Annotated in this window: 15 protein-coding genes and 1 pseudogene; 11 read left to right on the top strand and 5 right to left on the bottom strand. The window is 61.3% G+C overall.

Translation table 11 applies throughout. The annotated features are described in order from the left end of the window. The first annotated feature begins 4 nt into the window (after positions 1-4). The 4 genes and pseudogenes from HV675_RS28535 (at position 5) to HV675_RS28515 (ending at position 2,871) form a co-directional block, all read left to right on the top strand. Positions 5-727: an SDR family oxidoreductase gene (locus HV675_RS28535; protein WP_175114811.1), complete on the top strand. Its 723-nt coding sequence runs from the start codon at positions 5-7 to the stop codon at positions 725-727. 53 nt (positions 728-780) lie between these two features. Next, positions 781-975 (top strand): annotated as a pseudogene (locus HV675_RS28530) (IS66 family transposase); the annotation flags it as partial. Between the two features lie 351 nt (positions 976-1,326). Next, positions 1,327-1,635 carry a DUF1330 domain-containing protein gene (locus tag HV675_RS28525; protein WP_175114810.1) on the top strand — a complete coding sequence of 103 codons (309 nt, stop codon included), beginning with the start codon at positions 1,327-1,329 and terminating at the stop codon, positions 1,633-1,635. 363 nt (positions 1,636-1,998) lie between these two features. After that, complete coding sequence (locus HV675_RS28515; RefSeq protein WP_175114809.1) at positions 1,999-2,871, top strand: hypothetical protein; 873 nt, start codon at positions 1,999-2,001, stop codon at positions 2,869-2,871. A gap of 305 nt (positions 2,872-3,176) precedes the next feature. Here the strand turns inward: HV675_RS28515 and HV675_RS28510 are convergent, their stop codons facing one another. The 3 genes from HV675_RS28510 to HV675_RS28500 all read right to left on the bottom strand — a co-directional run bounded on the left by HV675_RS28510 (position 3,177) and on the right by HV675_RS28500 (position 6,083). Then, entirely contained in the window at positions 3,177-4,472 is a 1,296-nt protein-coding gene (locus HV675_RS28510) for an SUMF1/EgtB/PvdO family nonheme iron enzyme (RefSeq protein ID WP_175114808.1), read from the bottom strand. 207 nt (positions 4,473-4,679) lie between these two features. Next, positions 4,680-5,444, bottom strand: a complete 765-nt coding sequence (locus tag HV675_RS28505; protein WP_377700685.1) for a helix-turn-helix domain-containing protein — start codon at positions 5,442-5,444, stop codon at positions 4,680-4,682. 159 nt (positions 5,445-5,603) lie between these two features. Continuing rightward, a complete protein-coding gene (locus HV675_RS28500) occupies positions 5,604-6,083 on the bottom strand; it encodes a universal stress protein (RefSeq protein WP_175114807.1) in 480 nt (159 codons plus the stop codon). Positions 6,084-6,342: 259 nt separating this feature from the next. Between HV675_RS28500 and HV675_RS28495 the strand changes: the two genes are divergently transcribed. Then, positions 6,343-7,032 (top strand): FadR/GntR family transcriptional regulator, encoded by a 690-nt coding sequence (locus HV675_RS28495; RefSeq protein ID WP_175114826.1) that lies wholly within the window; start codon positions 6,343-6,345, stop codon positions 7,030-7,032. A gap of 177 nt (positions 7,033-7,209) precedes the next feature. Beyond that, complete coding sequence (locus HV675_RS28490) at positions 7,210-8,718, top strand: MFS transporter (protein ID WP_175114825.1); 1,509 nt, start codon at positions 7,210-7,212, stop codon at positions 8,716-8,718. A gap of 67 nt (positions 8,719-8,785) precedes the next feature. Here the strand turns inward: HV675_RS28490 and HV675_RS28485 are convergent, their stop codons facing one another. After that, positions 8,786-9,382 (bottom strand): acyl-homoserine-lactone synthase, encoded by a 597-nt coding sequence (locus tag HV675_RS28485; RefSeq protein ID WP_175114806.1) that lies wholly within the window; start codon positions 9,380-9,382, stop codon positions 8,786-8,788. 150 nt (positions 9,383-9,532) lie between these two features. Here HV675_RS28485 and HV675_RS28480 point away from each other — a divergent pair, with 150 nt between their 5' ends. Beyond that, positions 9,533-9,838, top strand: coding sequence for a helix-turn-helix domain-containing protein (locus HV675_RS28480; RefSeq protein WP_175114805.1), 306 nt, complete (start codon positions 9,533-9,535; stop codon positions 9,836-9,838). Here HV675_RS28480 and HV675_RS28475 read toward each other — a convergent pair. Beyond that, on the bottom strand, positions 9,822-10,526 hold the full coding sequence (locus HV675_RS28475) for a helix-turn-helix transcriptional regulator (RefSeq protein WP_175114824.1): 705 nt from the start codon (positions 10,524-10,526) through the stop codon (positions 9,822-9,824). The genes HV675_RS28480 and HV675_RS28475 overlap by 17 nt on opposite strands. A 523-nt stretch (positions 10,527-11,049) precedes the next feature. Here HV675_RS28475 and HV675_RS28470 point away from each other — a divergent pair. The 4 genes from HV675_RS28470 to HV675_RS28455 form a co-directional block, all read left to right on the top strand. Beyond that, a complete protein-coding gene (locus HV675_RS28470) occupies positions 11,050-11,991 on the top strand; it encodes a dihydrodipicolinate synthase family protein (RefSeq protein WP_175114804.1) in 942 nt (313 codons plus the stop codon). An 81-nt stretch (positions 11,992-12,072) separates the two neighbouring features. Beyond that, a complete protein-coding gene (locus HV675_RS28465; protein WP_175114803.1) occupies positions 12,073-13,653 on the top strand; it encodes an aldehyde dehydrogenase (NADP(+)) in 1,581 nt (526 codons plus the stop codon). 233 nt (positions 13,654-13,886) lie between these two features. Then, on the top strand, positions 13,887-14,828 hold the full coding sequence (locus tag HV675_RS28460; protein WP_175114802.1) for an SMP-30/gluconolactonase/LRE family protein: 942 nt from the start codon (positions 13,887-13,889) through the stop codon (positions 14,826-14,828). A gap of 516 nt (positions 14,829-15,344) precedes the next feature. Further along, on the top strand, positions 15,345-16,094 hold a 750-nt coding region (locus HV675_RS28455; protein WP_175114801.1), incomplete at its 3' end, for a dihydroxy-acid dehydratase domain-containing protein.

The raw sequence follows: 16,094 nt of genomic DNA, 5'->3' as shown, positions 1-16,094 counted from the left end.
GAAGATGAACACACGTACGTTTCTTGTTACTGGCGCGAGCAAGGGCATCGGCCGCGCGCTGTCGGACAGACTTGCTGCCGCAGGTCATGTCGTTGTGGGCATCGCACGCAACGCGAACGATCCGACCTTCCCCGGAACGCTCGTCTCCGTGGACCTGGGCGACAGGCAGGCGACCGACCAGGTGTTAAAGGAACTGGCTAAACAATTTTCGTTTGACGGGGTCGTGAACAACGTCGGGTTTGTTCGACCTGGGAAAATAGGTGAAATCGACCTGGACGTATTCGAGGACTCGTTCCGCAGAAACCTGACGCCTGCGGTGCAGGCCGTTCAGGCAGTACTGCCCGCCATGCGCGCGAAACGATGGGGGCGCGTCGTCAATGTGACGAGTCTTACCGTTCTTGGCGTCATTGACCGTACATCGTATGCCGGTGCGAAAAGCGCTTTGACGAGCTTCACGCGTACCTGGGCGCTGGAACTTGCCTCGGAGGGCATTACCGTCAACGCGGTGGCTCCGGGCCCGACGGAAACGGAACTGTTCCGGGTGACGAGCCCCATCGGAAGTGAAGGGGAGCGACGTTACCTGTCCATGATTCCGCTCAACCGGCTTGGGCAACCTGATGAAATCGCTGCGGCGATCGCGTTTCTTCTCTCGGAAGAAGCGGGCTTCATGACGGGGCAGACGCTGTTCGTCGATGGCGGCGCATCGATCGGCAAGTCCTTGGCCTGACGGTCGTCATGGTCGAATTTTAGTCGCATAGGACGCGTGCATTCGTGCGCGTACGGCGTGAACACGCGCGCTCCTTGCTCGATCAGCTTCATGCATGGCTCACCGCTACGCTGGAGACACTCTCAAAGAAATCCGACACGATTGGAGCCATCCGCTATGCGTTGAAGCGGTGGAAAGCGCTCATGCGCTATTGCGACCCCAGCGCGCTCGAGATCGACAGCCTGCTGATCGAGGGAGCACTGCGCGGAAAACCGGTGAAGATGGTTCAATGATTTCCAGATTTCACTCACAAGATATGGCCGACGGTATCGGCGCCCAAGCGATAGTGAGCACGATAAATCGAAATAATCGCACGCACGAAATGCGAAATTGGTTAACCTGTTCTGTCAATCGCGCATGTCTTCGTTAAAGGTATTATTTTTAGAAATGTTGAAGGCCTGCGCTTCGAAATTCACCGGGATTGATTGAAGACGTCGGGCTGGACGACGTACGTGCAGATCGATTCATGCCAGTACATACATCTGTACGAACTGGCATTGAACTATTGTAGATTGACTACGGCACTAGTTGATCATCACGCGATCAGAATGGAGATGAAGATGGCCAGGAAAGGGTATTTGCTCGCTGAAGTCAAAGTGTTTGATTCGAAGCATTTTCAGACTGAGTATGCTTCGAAAGTAAATGCCATTCTTAGCGAATTCGGTGGCGTCGTTATCGTAGCCGATGATGACCCTAAGGTGGTGGAGGGAGGACGCGACGTTTCTCGTGTGGTGATCATCGAATTTGAATCGACTGATCGGCTGAAGGAATTCTACGAATCCGATGTCTATCAAACGATAGCGCCAGAACGCCTTCGGTCCGCGCATTCGCACTTATATATGTTGGCCGGCGTCCAGGTCCTTGCGTGATTACCGGGCCGGAACAAAAACTTCGCACGTGGCCTCATCGGCTCGCGAGGCTCCACATCCCAAGCGGGCCAAGCCTGGCCGCCAATTCGAGCCATGTCGAGCGCCAGCCGGTGAGCGCCTCGATCCACTGCCGCTTGGCACCAGCAAGCGCAGAGTGGGCATTCAGCAACTCGAGCACATTGCCGGCACTGACCTCGTAGCGGTGTTGCGCGGCCTCATACGAGCGCTATGCGAGATCGAGCAACGCGGCGCTGTTGCGCGTGCGTTGCTGTGTAGTTCCGAAGTGACGCCTGCTGGTTTTTCGGAGTTGGAGAACCGAAGGCCTTTGAGATGATTGTGCTTCTAACCCGTATGGAGTGTACGATGAACAATTCAGTCAATACGAATAGTCAGCTGAATCTGAATGTTGGATTGACGGCTGATAGCGTACCGGAACAAATAATAAATTTCCTTGCCATGCCTAACTTCCCGGAATCGACGGCCACCGTTGCAGAATCGTTGGTTATTTTTCCGGATGGACTCGGTGCCGGCAGTAATATTTCTTACGAAACAGAAGTCTTCTCTAGTCCAAACCTTAAAGGGACATTGCTGGATTTTATAAAAAACTTTACCGACGGTACTTCACAGGACTTTACCGTAGTTGACGATGGTACCGAGAATTCGATTACTAACACTTACTCGCTAAGCAACTTGCACGGTACCCTCACTTCTTCCCAAATCAATTTAACGAACGGTACATCAGAGCAGATCGACTATACCAACCTTCCACCCGGCATACTCGACGAGGAATTTTTTTACTCCGATGCGAACGACAAGGGTGCCGAGATCGAAAAGGACGAGCATTTGGCCAATGGCGACAGTCAGATTAATTTCCTTGCCGGGCCGAACTCAAAGATCCCTGCGGGCCTCTCGTCTTTCGAGGAAAACTTCAATGCAATGCAAGAGCCGATTTCCTTGCGCACTGTGGCGAGCAACACCGGCGATATCACATTGGAAAGCTTCTCTTATGATGGAAACGGAAATCTGCTTTCCGAACACGAAACGGTGTACGACTCCAAAGGTAATGTGCTTTCGTCGCAGACCTTTGACGGAAGCCACGCGCAGTCCGGTGATTCGCGGCAAGTCATGCAGCTCGGGGCGGCTATGGCGGCGTTCAATCCGCCGGTGACCGGGGGCGCGCCCACCTTCCATGAACCGTTGGCGACGACGCATGCCGTGCTGGCCGCCCGCGCCTAGTGAGAAGAAGCTGGAGGATCAAGCGGTGGCGGACGCGATACATCGAGAGGCGGGCTCACGGCGTGAGGTCCCACCTGCCGGATGCGTCCGTTAGCGCTGCATACACGCCATGCCGACGAGCCAGTAAACGTCGTAGATCACATTGCCCTTGGCAATGGATATCCGAACCTGCCAGCATTGAAGGTCCGCCGCATCGCGTTAAGCGGCGGCCGCGCGAGGCTTCGGCGTTGGTTGATCAGCAAGTCTGGTTCGGCATACGCCTGAAGGCGAAGGTCGATTTCTTGCATCAACTTTCGCTTGATGCCTCAGCCGCGCACACACCTGAACCCCGCATACACGTATTGATATCGCGGCTGAAACCAGTTGCGAAACGTCGGCCGCATCATGCATTGCGCGGTGCGCGCGGAACCGCCCTTCATCACGTAATGCTGGCCGTCAAAGAAGTTCGCAGAATAGCCAGGATAGAAAGGAAATGCCTCGAAGTCCGGCAGCGGTTCGAATAACGACACCGTCCATTCCCAGCCATTGCCGAACATGCCTTCGGCGCCGAACGCGCTGACATTGCCTGGATGCGCGTCGACCGGTTGCGGATCCCAGCTGCGGAAATCGAAGTTGCCGGGCAGCGCGTCCGGCTGCGGCGTGCCCTCTGCCGCGCGTTGCCATTGCGCTTCGCTCGGCAAGGTCTTGCCGGCCCAACGTGCGTACGCGCTCGCTTCCGCGTGGCTCACGTAGGCCGGCCAGTCGAGCGGCAACGCAATCTCGTCGAACATCGTGCGCAACGTCCAGCCGCCGTCGCGCTTTGTCCAGCCGACCGGCTGTTCGATGCGCTCCGCTTCCTTCCACGCCCAGTCCTTGTCGTTCCAGTACGCGCGATTGCGATAGCCGCCGGCGTCGACGAATTGCAGGAACTCGCCGTTCGTCACCATGTAGCGATCGATGTCGAACGCGTCGACGTCGACCTGTTGCTCGCCGAATTCGTTGTCCCAGCCGAACTGGCCGCGCTCGCGCGGCATGCCGAGTGCGACGCGGCCGGCGGGAACGCGGACCATCGTCGCGGTGTGCTTTACGTCGTTGCCCGCAGATGAAGCGGCAGCGGCATCCGCCGGCGCGGCTTTCTGCTCGAGCGGCAACTGATGCAGCATGTACGCGAGCGTTTCCGCATGCATCAGCCGGTGTTCGATCGCGACCTGCAGCAGTTGCGCGGGCGCATTCGTCGACATGTCGTCGCTGTCGAAATCGAATGTCGCAAGCGCACGGTCGATTTGCGCACGCGCACGCTGTGCATAGTCGCGCACGATATCGAGCGACGGCCAGTCGGACGGTTGATCGGTCGGGAAGCCGCCGTCGACCGGGTCGATGCCGAACGCGAACAGTTTGTCGAGTTCGGCGTTGAAGGCGGGCAGCGGAAACAGACGCTCGTCGAACAGATTGCGGTCGAACGCCTCGAGGTGGCCGATATAAAACACGATCCGGTGGCGTTCGCGGATCGGTCTCTCATACAGGTATTCGGGTTTGACGACGTCAAACAGCGCGTCGGTGACGTAGCGGGCGTCGTGCAGACGCTGGACCAGCGGGTGTTGCAAACGAAGATCGCGATTCATTTCTCCGGGTCTCCTTGTGCAGCGAGTCGACCGGAGCCAGCGTTCAGCGCCTGCTCCGGTCCCGTGCAAGACAGGGTTGCTTGCGCGGGGGACGGATTCAAGACTTTAACGCCTGATCGCGGCCGTGTGAAGGCGCATCGGTCGCAAAAATCCCGGCGGTGAACCGTGTATCGCGTGAATCGTCCTTGTGACGAACGTTTTTAACGGTTACAGGTCACGCAGTCCTTCCAGGTCGACGATACGAATGAACTTTCCGCGCGTGTCGATCAGGCCTCGCTTCTGGAACTTCGACAATGTGCGGCTGACCGTTTCAAGCGTCATGCCGAGGTAGCTGCCCATATCCTCGCGCGTCATGCGCAGGTTGAATTCGGCCGACGAATAGCCCCGTTGCACATTGCGCCCGGAGACATCGAGCAGAAACGCCGCGACGCGTTCGTCCGCGCTCAGCGAGCCGAGCATCATCATCTGGCTCGCCTCGCGGACGATCTGCTCGCCCATCAGCTTGTGCAGCCGCTCCTGCATGGCGCCGCTCTCGCGACACAGGCGCTTGAGCGCCGCATACGGAACGATGCATACGGAGCTGTCTTCGAGCGCGATTGCACTGCACGCGTGCACGTCGTTGCTGATGCCGTCGAGTCCCAGCGATTCGCCAGCAAGACGCAGACCTGTTACCTGCTCGCGGCCGTCGCGGTGCGCCATGGTCGTTTTCAGCGAGCCGGAGCGCACCGCGTACAGGTTTTCGAAAGGTGTGCCTGCGCGGTACAACGATTCGCCGCGCCGCACCGCGCGGGCCGTGCAGATCACCGCCTCGAGCTTGGGCAATTCTTCCGCCGACATGCCCTGCGGCATGCACAGGTGGCGCATCGCGCAGGTGGAGCAGCGTGCGGCGTGACGCGTGGCCGGCGGCATCGCGGCCGCGCCGCGGCCCGGGTAATGCACGGCGATCGGAGTGAGGGCGGCGGATGTCAGCATGGCGAAGGGCGATGTAAGGTAACAATGCCCATTGTCCCACTGCGTGCGCGTACGGCTTCGCGTCAAAGTGACGCGCCGGTGGTGCGCGGGGGAACCTATCGCGGCAAGTGCGGGCCGCGACGGTCCCACGACGGTCTCTTTAGCAGCCTTGGGCGTGCTTTATGGCGTCTTTGGCGCCGCTGCCGCGTCCTGGTTTGCTGCCGATGGAATGAGCAGCACCGGCAGCGTCGACTGGCGCACGCAGCGCTCAGCGACGCTGCCGAGTATCAGCCGCTGCATGCCGCGACGTCCGTGCGTACCCATCACGATCAGGTCGGCCTGGTAGTCGGCGGCGGCCCGCAGCACGAGCGTCGGCACATCGTCGCTCGGCGTTGCTTCGCCGACCGTGACATCGCCGCTCACGCTGCGCTCGCGCATGGCCTGGGTCAGCTCGGCGGTCAGTTCCTTGCCCTGTTGCACGAACTGCTTCTGCAGAATGCCCGGGTCGTAGCCAGGCGCCTCGAAATACATCGGCGTGTTCTCGACGACGTAATACGCTCGCAGCGTCGCGCCGAACGACGCGGCGAGATGAAGTGCGGCGTCGAACGCGCCGCGCGATGTACGGCTGCCGTCGACTGCTACAAGGATGCGTTTGTACATGGAAGCTCCGCGCAGTAAAGGTGTCGGTCTTTTATCAATTGCCAGAAAAGCTTAATTGATCATGCGTCGCGCGTGTGCACAAGCTCATGATGTCAATCAGATGCTTAGCAAATTCCGTGACGCGCCACCGCCGCTTATGATGCTTCGTGACCCGCCTCGCACCTGCGATTGGGAGCAATGAGGGATTCTTTTTTATCGTGTGAACGATGCAACTTGCCTTACAATTATCGTCCATGCCGACAAGCTGCCTGCCAAGATGATCAACGAGCGCAAATCGACGGGCCTGCCCGACAAGATATACGGCGACATCCTCAATCGCATTCTCGAAGGCGAGTACAAGGAGGGCGAGCGGTTGCCGACCGAACACGCGCTCGCCGAACGTTTCGACACGTCGCGGCCGACGGTGCGCGAAGCCCTTGCACGGTTGCGCGCGGACGGCATTATCGTCACGCGGCACGGATCGGGCACCACGGTCGCGCGCCGTCCCGATCCGGACGTGCGCCGCTTCGCGCCGCTCGAAACGCTTTCCGACATTCGCCGTTGCTACGAATTCCGTATCGTCACCGAAGCGGGCGCCGCGTCGCTTGCCGCGCACATGGCCGAAGAGGACGACATCGCCGCGATCGAGCGCGCGTGGGACGAACTCGAGCGCGTGATCGAAACGCAAGGCATCGGCGCAAAGGACGATTTCGCATTTCATCTTGCGGTCGCGCGCGCGTCGAAAAACCAGTTCTTCATCACGATGATGTCCTTCATCGAAGAGCAGATCGCGTTCAGCATGAACCTGTCGCGCAACCTGTCGCTCGTGAAAACGCTCGAGCGGCAACGGCTCGTGCAGGCGGAGCATCGCGCGGTGCTCGATGCGATTCGCAGCCACGATGCACTGGCGGCGGGCGACGCGATGCGCGCACATCTGATGAACGCGCGCGACCGGATGTTCGGCTCGTGAGCGCAACGAGTTCGTCGTGCCGTAGTACGCGATGCGCCGCAGCCGCTCGGCGCGTGGCTTTCCATCATTCAGGCCGTTCTGTTGTGCCTATTTCCGCGCGCTTTACCGCGTCGTATTGAAGTGAATCCTCCTCATCCGCAGTCGCTTGCCTTGCCCTTTCGCGATGCCTTGCTGGCCATGCTCGGCATCGGTCTCGTCAACATGCTGGTCGCACTCGATCAGACGGTGGTCAGCACCGCGTTGCCGTCGATCGTCTCCGAGTTGCGCGGCTTCGAGTACTACGCGTGGATTGCGAGTGCGTATCTGCTCGCGTCGGTGGTCACGGTGCCGGTGTTCGGCCGCCTCGGCGATTATTTCGGCCGCAAGCGCTTCGTGATCGCCGCGGTCATCACCTTCACGGTCGCGTCGTTGCTGTGCGGCATCGCGACCAGCATGCCGTTTCTCGTTTTCGCGCGCGGGCTGCAAGGCGTCGGCGGCGGAATGATGGTCGGCACCGCGTTCGCGTCGATTCCCGATCTGTTTCCCGATCCCCGCACGCGCGTGCGCTGGCAGGTCGTGATGGCCGCTGCGTACGGCATCGGCACGGCGGCCGGACCATCGCTTGGCGGCTGGATGAGCCAGCATCTCGGCTGGCGTTCGACCTTCCTCGTGAATTTGCCGGTGGGCGCGCTTGCACTGTATTTCATCTGGGCGCATTTGCCGTATTACAGGCGCGAACAGGTCGGCGAAGTGCGTATCGACTGGGGCGGCGCGCTGCTCGTCGCGCTCGTGCTCGGCGGCCTGCAGACCTTTATCGAGGCGGTGCCGAAAGACGGTCTGACGGGCGGCAATCTGCTGCTCGCGGGGTTCGTCGTGATCGGTGCGGCATTGCTGCTCGCGTGCGAGCGGCGCGCCACGCATCCGATCATTCCGCTCGATCTCTTCAGGGATGCGCAACTCGTCACGTTGTTCACGCTATCGGTGTTGTCCGGCTTCGTGATGTTCTCGCTGATCTTCTTCGCGCCGCTGCTGTTGCAAGGCGGCTTCGGACTGTCGCCGCAGCAGGCGGGCCTGCTCGCGACACCGATCGCCGCATGCATCGCAATCGGCAGCGTGATCAACACGCGCATCGTGCTTCACCTGCCGCGGCCAACCGCGATTCTATCGATCGGTTTCGGGTTGCTCGTCGCGGCATCGATCGGCATCGCGCTCGCCACGCCCGTTACGCCGCATCTGTATCTGGAGCTGTCGATGGCGGCGGTCGGTGTCGGCCTCGGCTTTATCCTCAACAACCTGAACGTGTTCGGGCAGGAGATCGCGGGTCGCGAGCGGTTCGGCATCACGACCGCGCTGCTGCAATCGACGCGGATGGTCGGCGGCATGTTAGGGACGAGCATCGTCGCGACGATCATCAATCGCCGTTACGCATCGGGTGTCGACGACGCGCTGCGCGTGCTCGGCGAACCGGTCGCCGCCAAGTGGCGGCCGGCGCTCGCCGACCCGCGCATTCTCGTCGACGAAAACCTGCGCGACTCGTTGCTCGCGCAACTGAAGCGGGCAGGGCTCGAAGGTCCCGGGCTGCTCGATGCCGCGCGGCATGTGCTCGTGCAATCGATTCACATCGGCGTCGTGCTGACGGGCTGTGCGGCGCTTGCCGCGGCGCTGCTCGTGCGCAGGATCTCGCACATCACGTTTCGCACGCGATAGCCTCCACGGGCGGCCGCCGGCCGCCGTTGCCGCCAATACCCGCCGGCGCGTGCCGCCATGCGGTTGCTTATGCCGCGGCCGCCATCTGCCCGAATAGCGCGTTGCGCGTGCGCTCGCTGACGGCGATATCGAGCGCCACCGCCCGTTCGACACCAATCTGCACCGGCGCGCCGAGCCGGCCGATTTCGATGCCGGTTCTGCGCAACAACCGTTCGATCGGTGTGGTCGTCACAGTCACGTAACGGGTAATGCCCATCTTGTCGGCGAAGGTGACCAGTTCCTGGATCGCGTGCATCGTCACATCGGCGAAGCCGAAGCTCTGCTCGTGGTCGTCGCTGGTTTCGATCGCGAAGCGGCTCAGTTCCCAGATGTGCCGGCCGAGCGGCGCGGCATCGCCGTGCAACAGCTGCGGGAACGTGTCCCTCAACATGTTCGGCCCTTCTGTCGGCATCAGACGCCAACAGCCGCGTACGCGCCGCGTCGAGTCCTGAATTAGCATGTAGTGCGGGCCGAGGGCATCGTAGCCATCGACCTCCATCCCCGCGATGATCGGGATATCCCATCCCATGCGCCCATGAAATACACGCGCCCGCAGGCGGTACATCTCGTGTAGATCGGTGCTGTCGAACTCTATCGGGGTACCAATTCGAATTGCTGCTTGCATGATGTTCTCCTGGCCCGGGTCCGTTCCCGTACGCAGAAAAACTTATGCATTCTGGATAGACATTTGCACCTACCAACCTGGATAGGTGTCCGGTTAGTCCCCTCGTCAGCAAAATTGAGATGAACATTACCCAACCCAATGGGGATTACCATGGAACTGCTGGAAAATCATTGGCAAGCGGCCGTCAACCGGCCGGCAGACGTTTCGTCCGCCGTCGACCGCGTTTTAATCATCGCTTATCGGAAAAAGAGAAAGGAGAGCCAACGGCAGTTTTGGGCTCGATTTGGCGTCACGCAATCGCGTGGAAGCCGCTTCGAGTCCGGCGCTGAAATCCCGGCGCCGGTATCGATTCTGCTTGGGCTTTATTTTTCAAAGACCGTCAACGACGGCGATCTCGGCAAGGCTGGACGCGTGATGTCCGGCGAGGCGAGAGAACTGATCAACCTGGATCAATAAGGCCGAGTTGCGTTGCAATGACGGCCGCGGCGCGCCGCGAGTTCACGCCGAATTTCGCACGGATATTCTTCAGATGGAAGTTCACCACGGCTTCCGAACATCCGAGGATGTGCGAAATCTCCCACGTGGACTTGCCTCGCGCCGTCCATTGCAGGCATTCCCGCTCGCGTGGCGTGAGTTTCGGCAGCAGCGCCTGCGCGTGATGGCTCAGGTAAGGCTGGCTCGTGTCGATCACGAGATCGCGCAATAGCACCAGATTCGGCAACACCACGTCGATGTGACGCCAGAAGTCGCTCGACGGATTGCCGTCGTTCACGAAGCACACCATGCCGTTTTCCTGCTGCGGCCCGTGAATCGGCAAGGTTACGCCTGCGCGCAGCCCGTGCAGGCGCGCTTCTTCGTACATCGATTGCTGCGGGTTCGTCGAGAACAGGTCTGGCGACCAGACCAGCGGCGATGACTTCGTGATGCAGTGAGCGACCGTCGGGTCGATATGCGCAAAGCCGTGCGCGTCGTAAAACTGACGCCAGGCGGGTGCGTACGTGCTGCGCAGGAACGAATCCTCCATCCGGATGCTCGGGCGCGGCACGATCGCGACCAGTACATGGTTGAACCCCCACCCCTCCGCGAGGCGGGTCAGCTCGTTGAACCATGTGGCGTCGTCGGCCGCGTTCAGCATCGGCGACAGCTGTTCAAAATAAGGTAGCGACAAGGCGATCTCTCAGGGCGCGGCGAGTCATGCCGCGGGATGCTGCCTGCGCGCGCCATGACCACTCGTCTGTACTGTATCAATTTAGCATCATTATTCTTGTTTTACTGAAAAACTGCGACAGATAAAATTGCTGATTCCAAACCTTACATAAAAATCAGATCGAGCATTCGGAAATGGCGAAAACGGACGCGATTTAGGAAGGTTTATCGAAACAACGTTCGGCAATTACCGCAGATATATCAAGTATTGCCGATCCAATCGCCCACCGAAATCGACTTTGCTAATAAGGTTAAATATTCTGCACGGTGTGTCGACGTCACTGATTCGTCATCTTCGCGCCATCCCGCTTGAGTCGTTTCCGATGGTTTTGGCACGCCGACGCCCGGTCTGACGACCCCAGCATCGCCCAAGTATACCCATATGTTGCCAAGTTGTTTGACAACATTGCCGTCCAAATGATACCCTGGTGGCCTTTATCGCATCTTCGACGCGAGCCGCCATGAACGTTTCCCCAATTCACGCGCAAGAGTTTTCGGCCAGCGTGATGGCTGTGCCGCCGCTTGCGCGCCGCGCGGACTTCAGCCTCGATCCCGAGCAGAACGCGAAGCTGATTCGCCATATCGAAGCGGGCGGCGTGCGCACGCTGCTGTACGGCGGCAACGCGAATCTGTACCACGTCGCGGTGAGCGAGTATCGCGAGTTGCTGGATATGCTTGCGGCGAGCGCCGGTCCGCAGACGCGCGTGATTCCGGCACTCGGCGCCGACTACGGCAAGATGGTCGACCAGGCGCGCATCCTTTCGCAGACCTCATATCGCACAGCGATGGTATTGCCGTTCTCCGGCTTTACGACTTCGGCAGGCGTGGAAGCGGGCCTCACGCGCATCGCGGACATGGCCGGCATGCCGCTCACGCTCTACGTCAAGAGCGAGGACTATGTGGACGTCGAGGCGCTTGCGCGCCTCGTCAACCGCGGCACGCTGATTGCCGTCAAGTACGCGATCGTGCGGCGCGATCCGTCTGATGATCCATACTTGCGCCGCCTGCTGGAGCAGGTCGGCCGGGCACGCGTGATTTCCGGCATGGGCGAGCGGCCGGCGCTCGTGCATGTGCAGGAATTCGGCCTCGCCGCGTGGACCACCGGTTCGGGGTGCATTGCGCCGCACGCGGTGACGGCGCTGCTGAACGCGGCGAAGACGAATCGCGACGGCAAAGCACGCAGCCTGTACGATGCGTTCATGCCGCTCGAAACGCTGCGCGACGAAATCTCTCTGATCCGCGTGCTGCACGATGCGGTGACGATGTCGAAAATCGCGGACATGGGGCCGATTCTGCCGCTCCTCAGTTCGACTCCGATCGAACATCATGCGAAGATCGATGCTGCGACGCAGACACTGCTCGCATTCGAGCGCAGTCTCGCGGAAGCTTCCGCGGACAACTGAAGGCGCTATACCCATTATTTGGTTTCGAGCCGCGCGCAACAACGCGAGTGAGGACGCGCGGCACATGACAGGAGTTGCACGATGCAAATTACCGGAGACATGCTGATCGGCGGGTCCGCGGTGCGCGGTACCAAGGGCACGCTGCGCGCGTTCGACCCGGCCCGCAACATGGATCTCGAGCCTGAGTTCGGCGCAGGCGGCACGGTGGAAGTCAACCGTGCGTGCGAACTGGCCGCGCTCGCGTTCGATCCGTTTCGTCTGGCGCCGCTCGAAAAGCGCGCACGTTTTCTCGAAGCGATCGCGGACAACATCGTCGCGCTTGGCGACACGCTGATCGAGCGCGCGCAAAGCGAAACGGCGCTGCCGAAGGCGCGCCTCGAAGGCGAACGCGGCCGCACCGTCGGCCAGCTGCGCCTGTTCGCGTCGCTGGTGCGCGAGGGCCGGTGGCTTGCCGCGACGCTCGATTCGGCGATGCCGGATCGCAAGCCGCTGCCGCGTTCCGATCTGCGCGCGCAGAAAATTCCCGTGGGTCCCGTCGGCGTGTTCGGCGCGAGCAACTTCCCGCTCGCGTTCTCGGTCGCCGGCGGCGACACGGCATCGGCGCTCGCCGCGGGCTGCCCGGTCGTCGTGAAGGCGCACCCGGCGCATCTCGGCACGTCGGAGCTGGTGGGCCGCGCCATCCAGAAGGCAGTGGCCGACAGCGGCCTGCCCGAGGGCGTGTTCTCGCTGCTGGTCGGCGCGGGCAACGAAATCGGCGAAGCGCTGGTCGCGCATCCGTCGATCAAATCGGTGGGTTTCACTGGTTCGCGTCGCGGCGGTGTCGCACTCGTGAGCATCGCGGCCAAGCGTCGCGAGCCGATTCCGGTGTTCGCGGAAATGAGCAGCGTCAACCCGTTCTTCGTGCTGCCAGGCGCGCTTGCCAGGCGCGCGGAAGCGATCGCGACGGGCTTCGTCGAATCGGTCACGCTGGGCGTCGGCCAGTTCTGTACGAACCCGGGTATCGTGCTGCTGCTCGATGGGCCGAACAAGCAGACGTTTATCGATGCGGCCGCGAAAGCGCTCGCACAGAAGGGCGCGCAGACGATGCTGACGTCCGGCATCGCGAACGCGTACAAAGACAGCGTGTCGCAACGCGGCGAATTGAACGGCGTGCAAAGCATCGCGCAGGGACAACAGTCGGATGCGTCATGCTCGGCGCTGCCGGTGCTGTTCCAGACGAACGCAATGCAGTTCCTCGCGACCGCGCAACTCGAGGATGAAATCTTCGGGCCGACGTCGCTGATCGTCACGTGTAGCGACATCGCGGAAATGGTGAAGGTGGCCGAATACATCGAAGGCCAACTGACCGCCACGCTGCAGATCGAGCCGGAAGACTACGAACTTGCGCGTCAACTGCTGCCGACGCTCGAGCGCAAGGCCGGCCGCATTCTCGCGAATGGCTACCCGACCGGCGTCGAAGTGTGTCACGCGATGGTGCATGGCGGTCCGTATCCGGCAACGTCGGATGCGCGCGCCACGTCGGTCGGTGCGATGGCGATCGAGCGTTTCCTGCGTCCGGTCTGCTATCAGGATCTGCCGGCTGGTCTGCTGCCTGAATCGCTGCACGACGACAACCCGCTCAAGCTGCTGCGTATCCGCGACGGCAAGCCGGTGCAGGCTTAACCGGCCTGTCGCTTGCGAGCACACGGCGCGCGAAGCCTGATCGGCGACGCGCGCCGTTGTTTTTATCGCAGCGGGTTGTCACACAAAGCGCCCACAAGCTCGCGCAAACTCGATCTGTCTTCACACTGCGCCGGGCAGTGCAATCTGCCCGGCCATCCCTGTCTCCCGACACGCATGCCGTTTGCAGCGCGTCATCATCACGCGCCGCAGCCCAATCAGAGGAACGACCCGCGATGACCGACAACAGCCGACGCTATCCCGACCCCGCCGTCCGCATTCTCGATCCGCGTTTTACTTCGTTGCGGCTTGCGTCCGCATCGGTCGAATGCCTGTTTCAGGGCGCGCGCTGGTCCGAAGGACCGGTGTGGTTCGGCGACGGGCGCTATCTGCTGTGGAGCGACATCCCGAACAACCGGATGCTGCGCTGGGATGAAGAGACGGGCGCCGTGACGCCATTTCGCCGCCCGTCGAATAACGCGAACGGCAATACGCGCGATCGCGAAGGCCGGCTCGTCACCTGCGAGCATCTGACGCGCCGCGTGACGCGCACCGAGTATGACGGCTCGATCACCGTGCTCGCCGATCGCTACCAGGGAAAACGCTTCAATTCGCCGAACGACGTGGTCGTCAAATCGGACGGCTCGATCTGGTTCACCGATCCGAGCTTCGGCATCGACAGCTTCTACGAGGGAGAAAAGCAGGCGCCGGAGATGCCGCAGTGCGTGTATCGCATCGACGGGCAATCCGGCGAAGTGACGCGCGTCAACGACGACGTGATCGGCCCGAACGGTCTCGCATTCTCGCCGGACGAATCGATTCTCTATATCGTCGAATCGCGCAGCGAGCCGCGCACGATTCGCGCATTCGACGTCGTGCAGAACGGCCGCGCGCTGACCAACAACCGCGTACTGATCGATGCGGGTCCGGCGGGCACGCCCGATGGTTTTCGCATCGATATCCACGGCAATCTGTGGTGCGGCTGGGGCATGGGCACCGATGAACTCGACGGCGTGCGGGTGTTCTCGCCGCAGGGCGAAGCGCTGGGTCATATCGCGTTGCCCGAGCGCTGCGCGAATGTGTGCTTCGGCGGACGGCATCGCAACCGGCTTTTCATGGCGGCGAGCCACGGCCTGTACGCGCTTTATGTGAACACGCAAGGCGTCAAAGGCGGCTGATAGCGCGCGCGCCGTTGCCTGACAAGTCGACAGGCGCGCAAGCGTGGCCGGGCGGCGCCGTAGTTGCCGACCTCTGAATGGATGTTGAAAGCCTTGCCGTATAACGGCTCGGTCCTGCCTCTGGACGCGCAGGCGGGTTGACTGGAGGGACACCTGTTGCAGGCGATTTGCTTGACATCCACGTCGGCGGTTCGCTAACGTTCATCGATCAGTGCGCAAGTCTCGATCACGCGCCATGCGACAGGTGGCATGAAGAGCTGCCTTTTTCGTAGTGGCCTGGCGGTGAACACAGGTTGCACGGACAACTAATTTCATAGACTCAGCGTGAACGCGCGACACGCCGAATACGCGTAACCACGATGATCAAACCTATCGCCGCCGTGAGCGAAGCCACTGCGGTTCGCTTGTCAAAGGAAGTCGTCAGCGGACCGAACGATCTCTCCCTCGCGCGCGTGAAGCAAGCGTCGCACTGATCTACGCTATCGAATATCACACCAACATTTGTCAGGAGCCGATGTGGCAAAGAGAAAGACGCCCGAAGAATTGCGCAGCCATCGCTGGTATGGCGTGAACGACCTGCGTTCGTTCGGCCATCGCTCGCGCACCTCGCAGATGGGCTACAGCCGCGAAGAGTACGCGGGCAAGCCGGTCATCGCGATCCTGAACACGTGGAGCGAGATGAACCCGTGCCACACGCACTTCAAGCAGCGCGTCGATGAAGTGAAGCGCGGCATCTGGCAGGCGGGCGGCTTTCCGATCGAGCTGCCGGTGCAGACGCTCTCCGAGCCGTTCCAGAAACCGACCACGATGCTGTACCGCAACTTCCTCGCGATGGAAGCGGAAGAGACGCTGCGTTCGTATCCGGCCGACGGCGTGGTGCTGATGGGCGGCTGCGACAAGACCACGCCCGCGCTGCTGATGGGCGCGATCTCGATGGATCTGCCGGCGATCTTCCTGCCGGCCGGCCCGATGCTCAACGGCAACTGGAACGGCCGCACGCTCGGCTCGGGTTCGGACACCTGGAAGTACTGGGCCGACCTGCGCGCGGGCAAGATCACCGAACAGGACTGGCAGGGCGTGGAAGGCGGCATCGCGCGTTCGCCGGGGCACTGCATGACGATGGGCACCGCGTCGACGATGACGAGCGCGGCCGAAGCGCTCGGCTTCACGCTGCCGGGCTTCGCATCGATTCCGGCGGCCGATTCGCGGCACGCGCAGATGTCCGCGCAAACCGGCATGCGCATTGTCGACATGGTGTGGGAAGAC

This window comes from Paraburkholderia solisilvae (genome assembly GCF_902859875.1).
Taxonomy (GTDB): Bacteria; Pseudomonadota; Gammaproteobacteria; order Burkholderiales; family Burkholderiaceae; genus Paraburkholderia; species Paraburkholderia solisilvae.
The sequence above is the reverse complement of the archived record's forward strand: the minus strand, read 5'-3'. Positions and strand labels throughout refer to the sequence as shown.

Excerpts from the sequence above, each read along its gene's own strand:
- HV675_RS28485 (WP_175114806.1), bottom strand. The coding sequence starts at position 9,382 with ATGCAAGCAGCAATTCGAATTGGTACCCCGATAGAGTTCGACAGCACC.
- HV675_RS28510 (WP_175114808.1), bottom strand. The coding sequence starts at position 4,472 with ATGAATCGCGATCTTCGTTTGCAACACCCGCTGGTCCAGCGTCTGCAC.
- HV675_RS28505 (WP_377700685.1), bottom strand. The coding sequence starts at position 5,444 with ATGCTGACATCCGCCGCCCTCACTCCGATCGCCGTGCATTACCCGGGC.
- HV675_RS28525 (WP_175114810.1), top strand. The coding sequence starts at position 1,327 with ATGGCCAGGAAAGGGTATTTGCTCGCTGAAGTCAAAGTGTTTGATTCG.
- HV675_RS28535 (WP_175114811.1), top strand. The coding sequence starts at position 5 with ATGAACACACGTACGTTTCTTGTTACTGGCGCGAGCAAGGGCATCGGC.
- HV675_RS28460 (WP_175114802.1), top strand. The coding sequence starts at position 13,887 with ATGACCGACAACAGCCGACGCTATCCCGACCCCGCCGTCCGCATTCTC.
- HV675_RS28480 (WP_175114805.1), top strand. The coding sequence starts at position 9,533 with ATGGAACTGCTGGAAAATCATTGGCAAGCGGCCGTCAACCGGCCGGCA.
- HV675_RS28500 (WP_175114807.1), bottom strand. The coding sequence starts at position 6,083 with ATGTACAAACGCATCCTTGTAGCAGTCGACGGCAGCCGTACATCGCGC.
- HV675_RS28490 (WP_175114825.1), top strand. The coding sequence starts at position 7,210 with ATGCTCGGCATCGGTCTCGTCAACATGCTGGTCGCACTCGATCAGACG.
- HV675_RS28465 (WP_175114803.1), top strand. The coding sequence starts at position 12,073 with ATGCAAATTACCGGAGACATGCTGATCGGCGGGTCCGCGGTGCGCGGT.
- HV675_RS28470 (WP_175114804.1), top strand. The coding sequence starts at position 11,050 with ATGAACGTTTCCCCAATTCACGCGCAAGAGTTTTCGGCCAGCGTGATG.
- HV675_RS28515 (WP_175114809.1), top strand. The coding sequence starts at position 1,999 with ATGAACAATTCAGTCAATACGAATAGTCAGCTGAATCTGAATGTTGGA.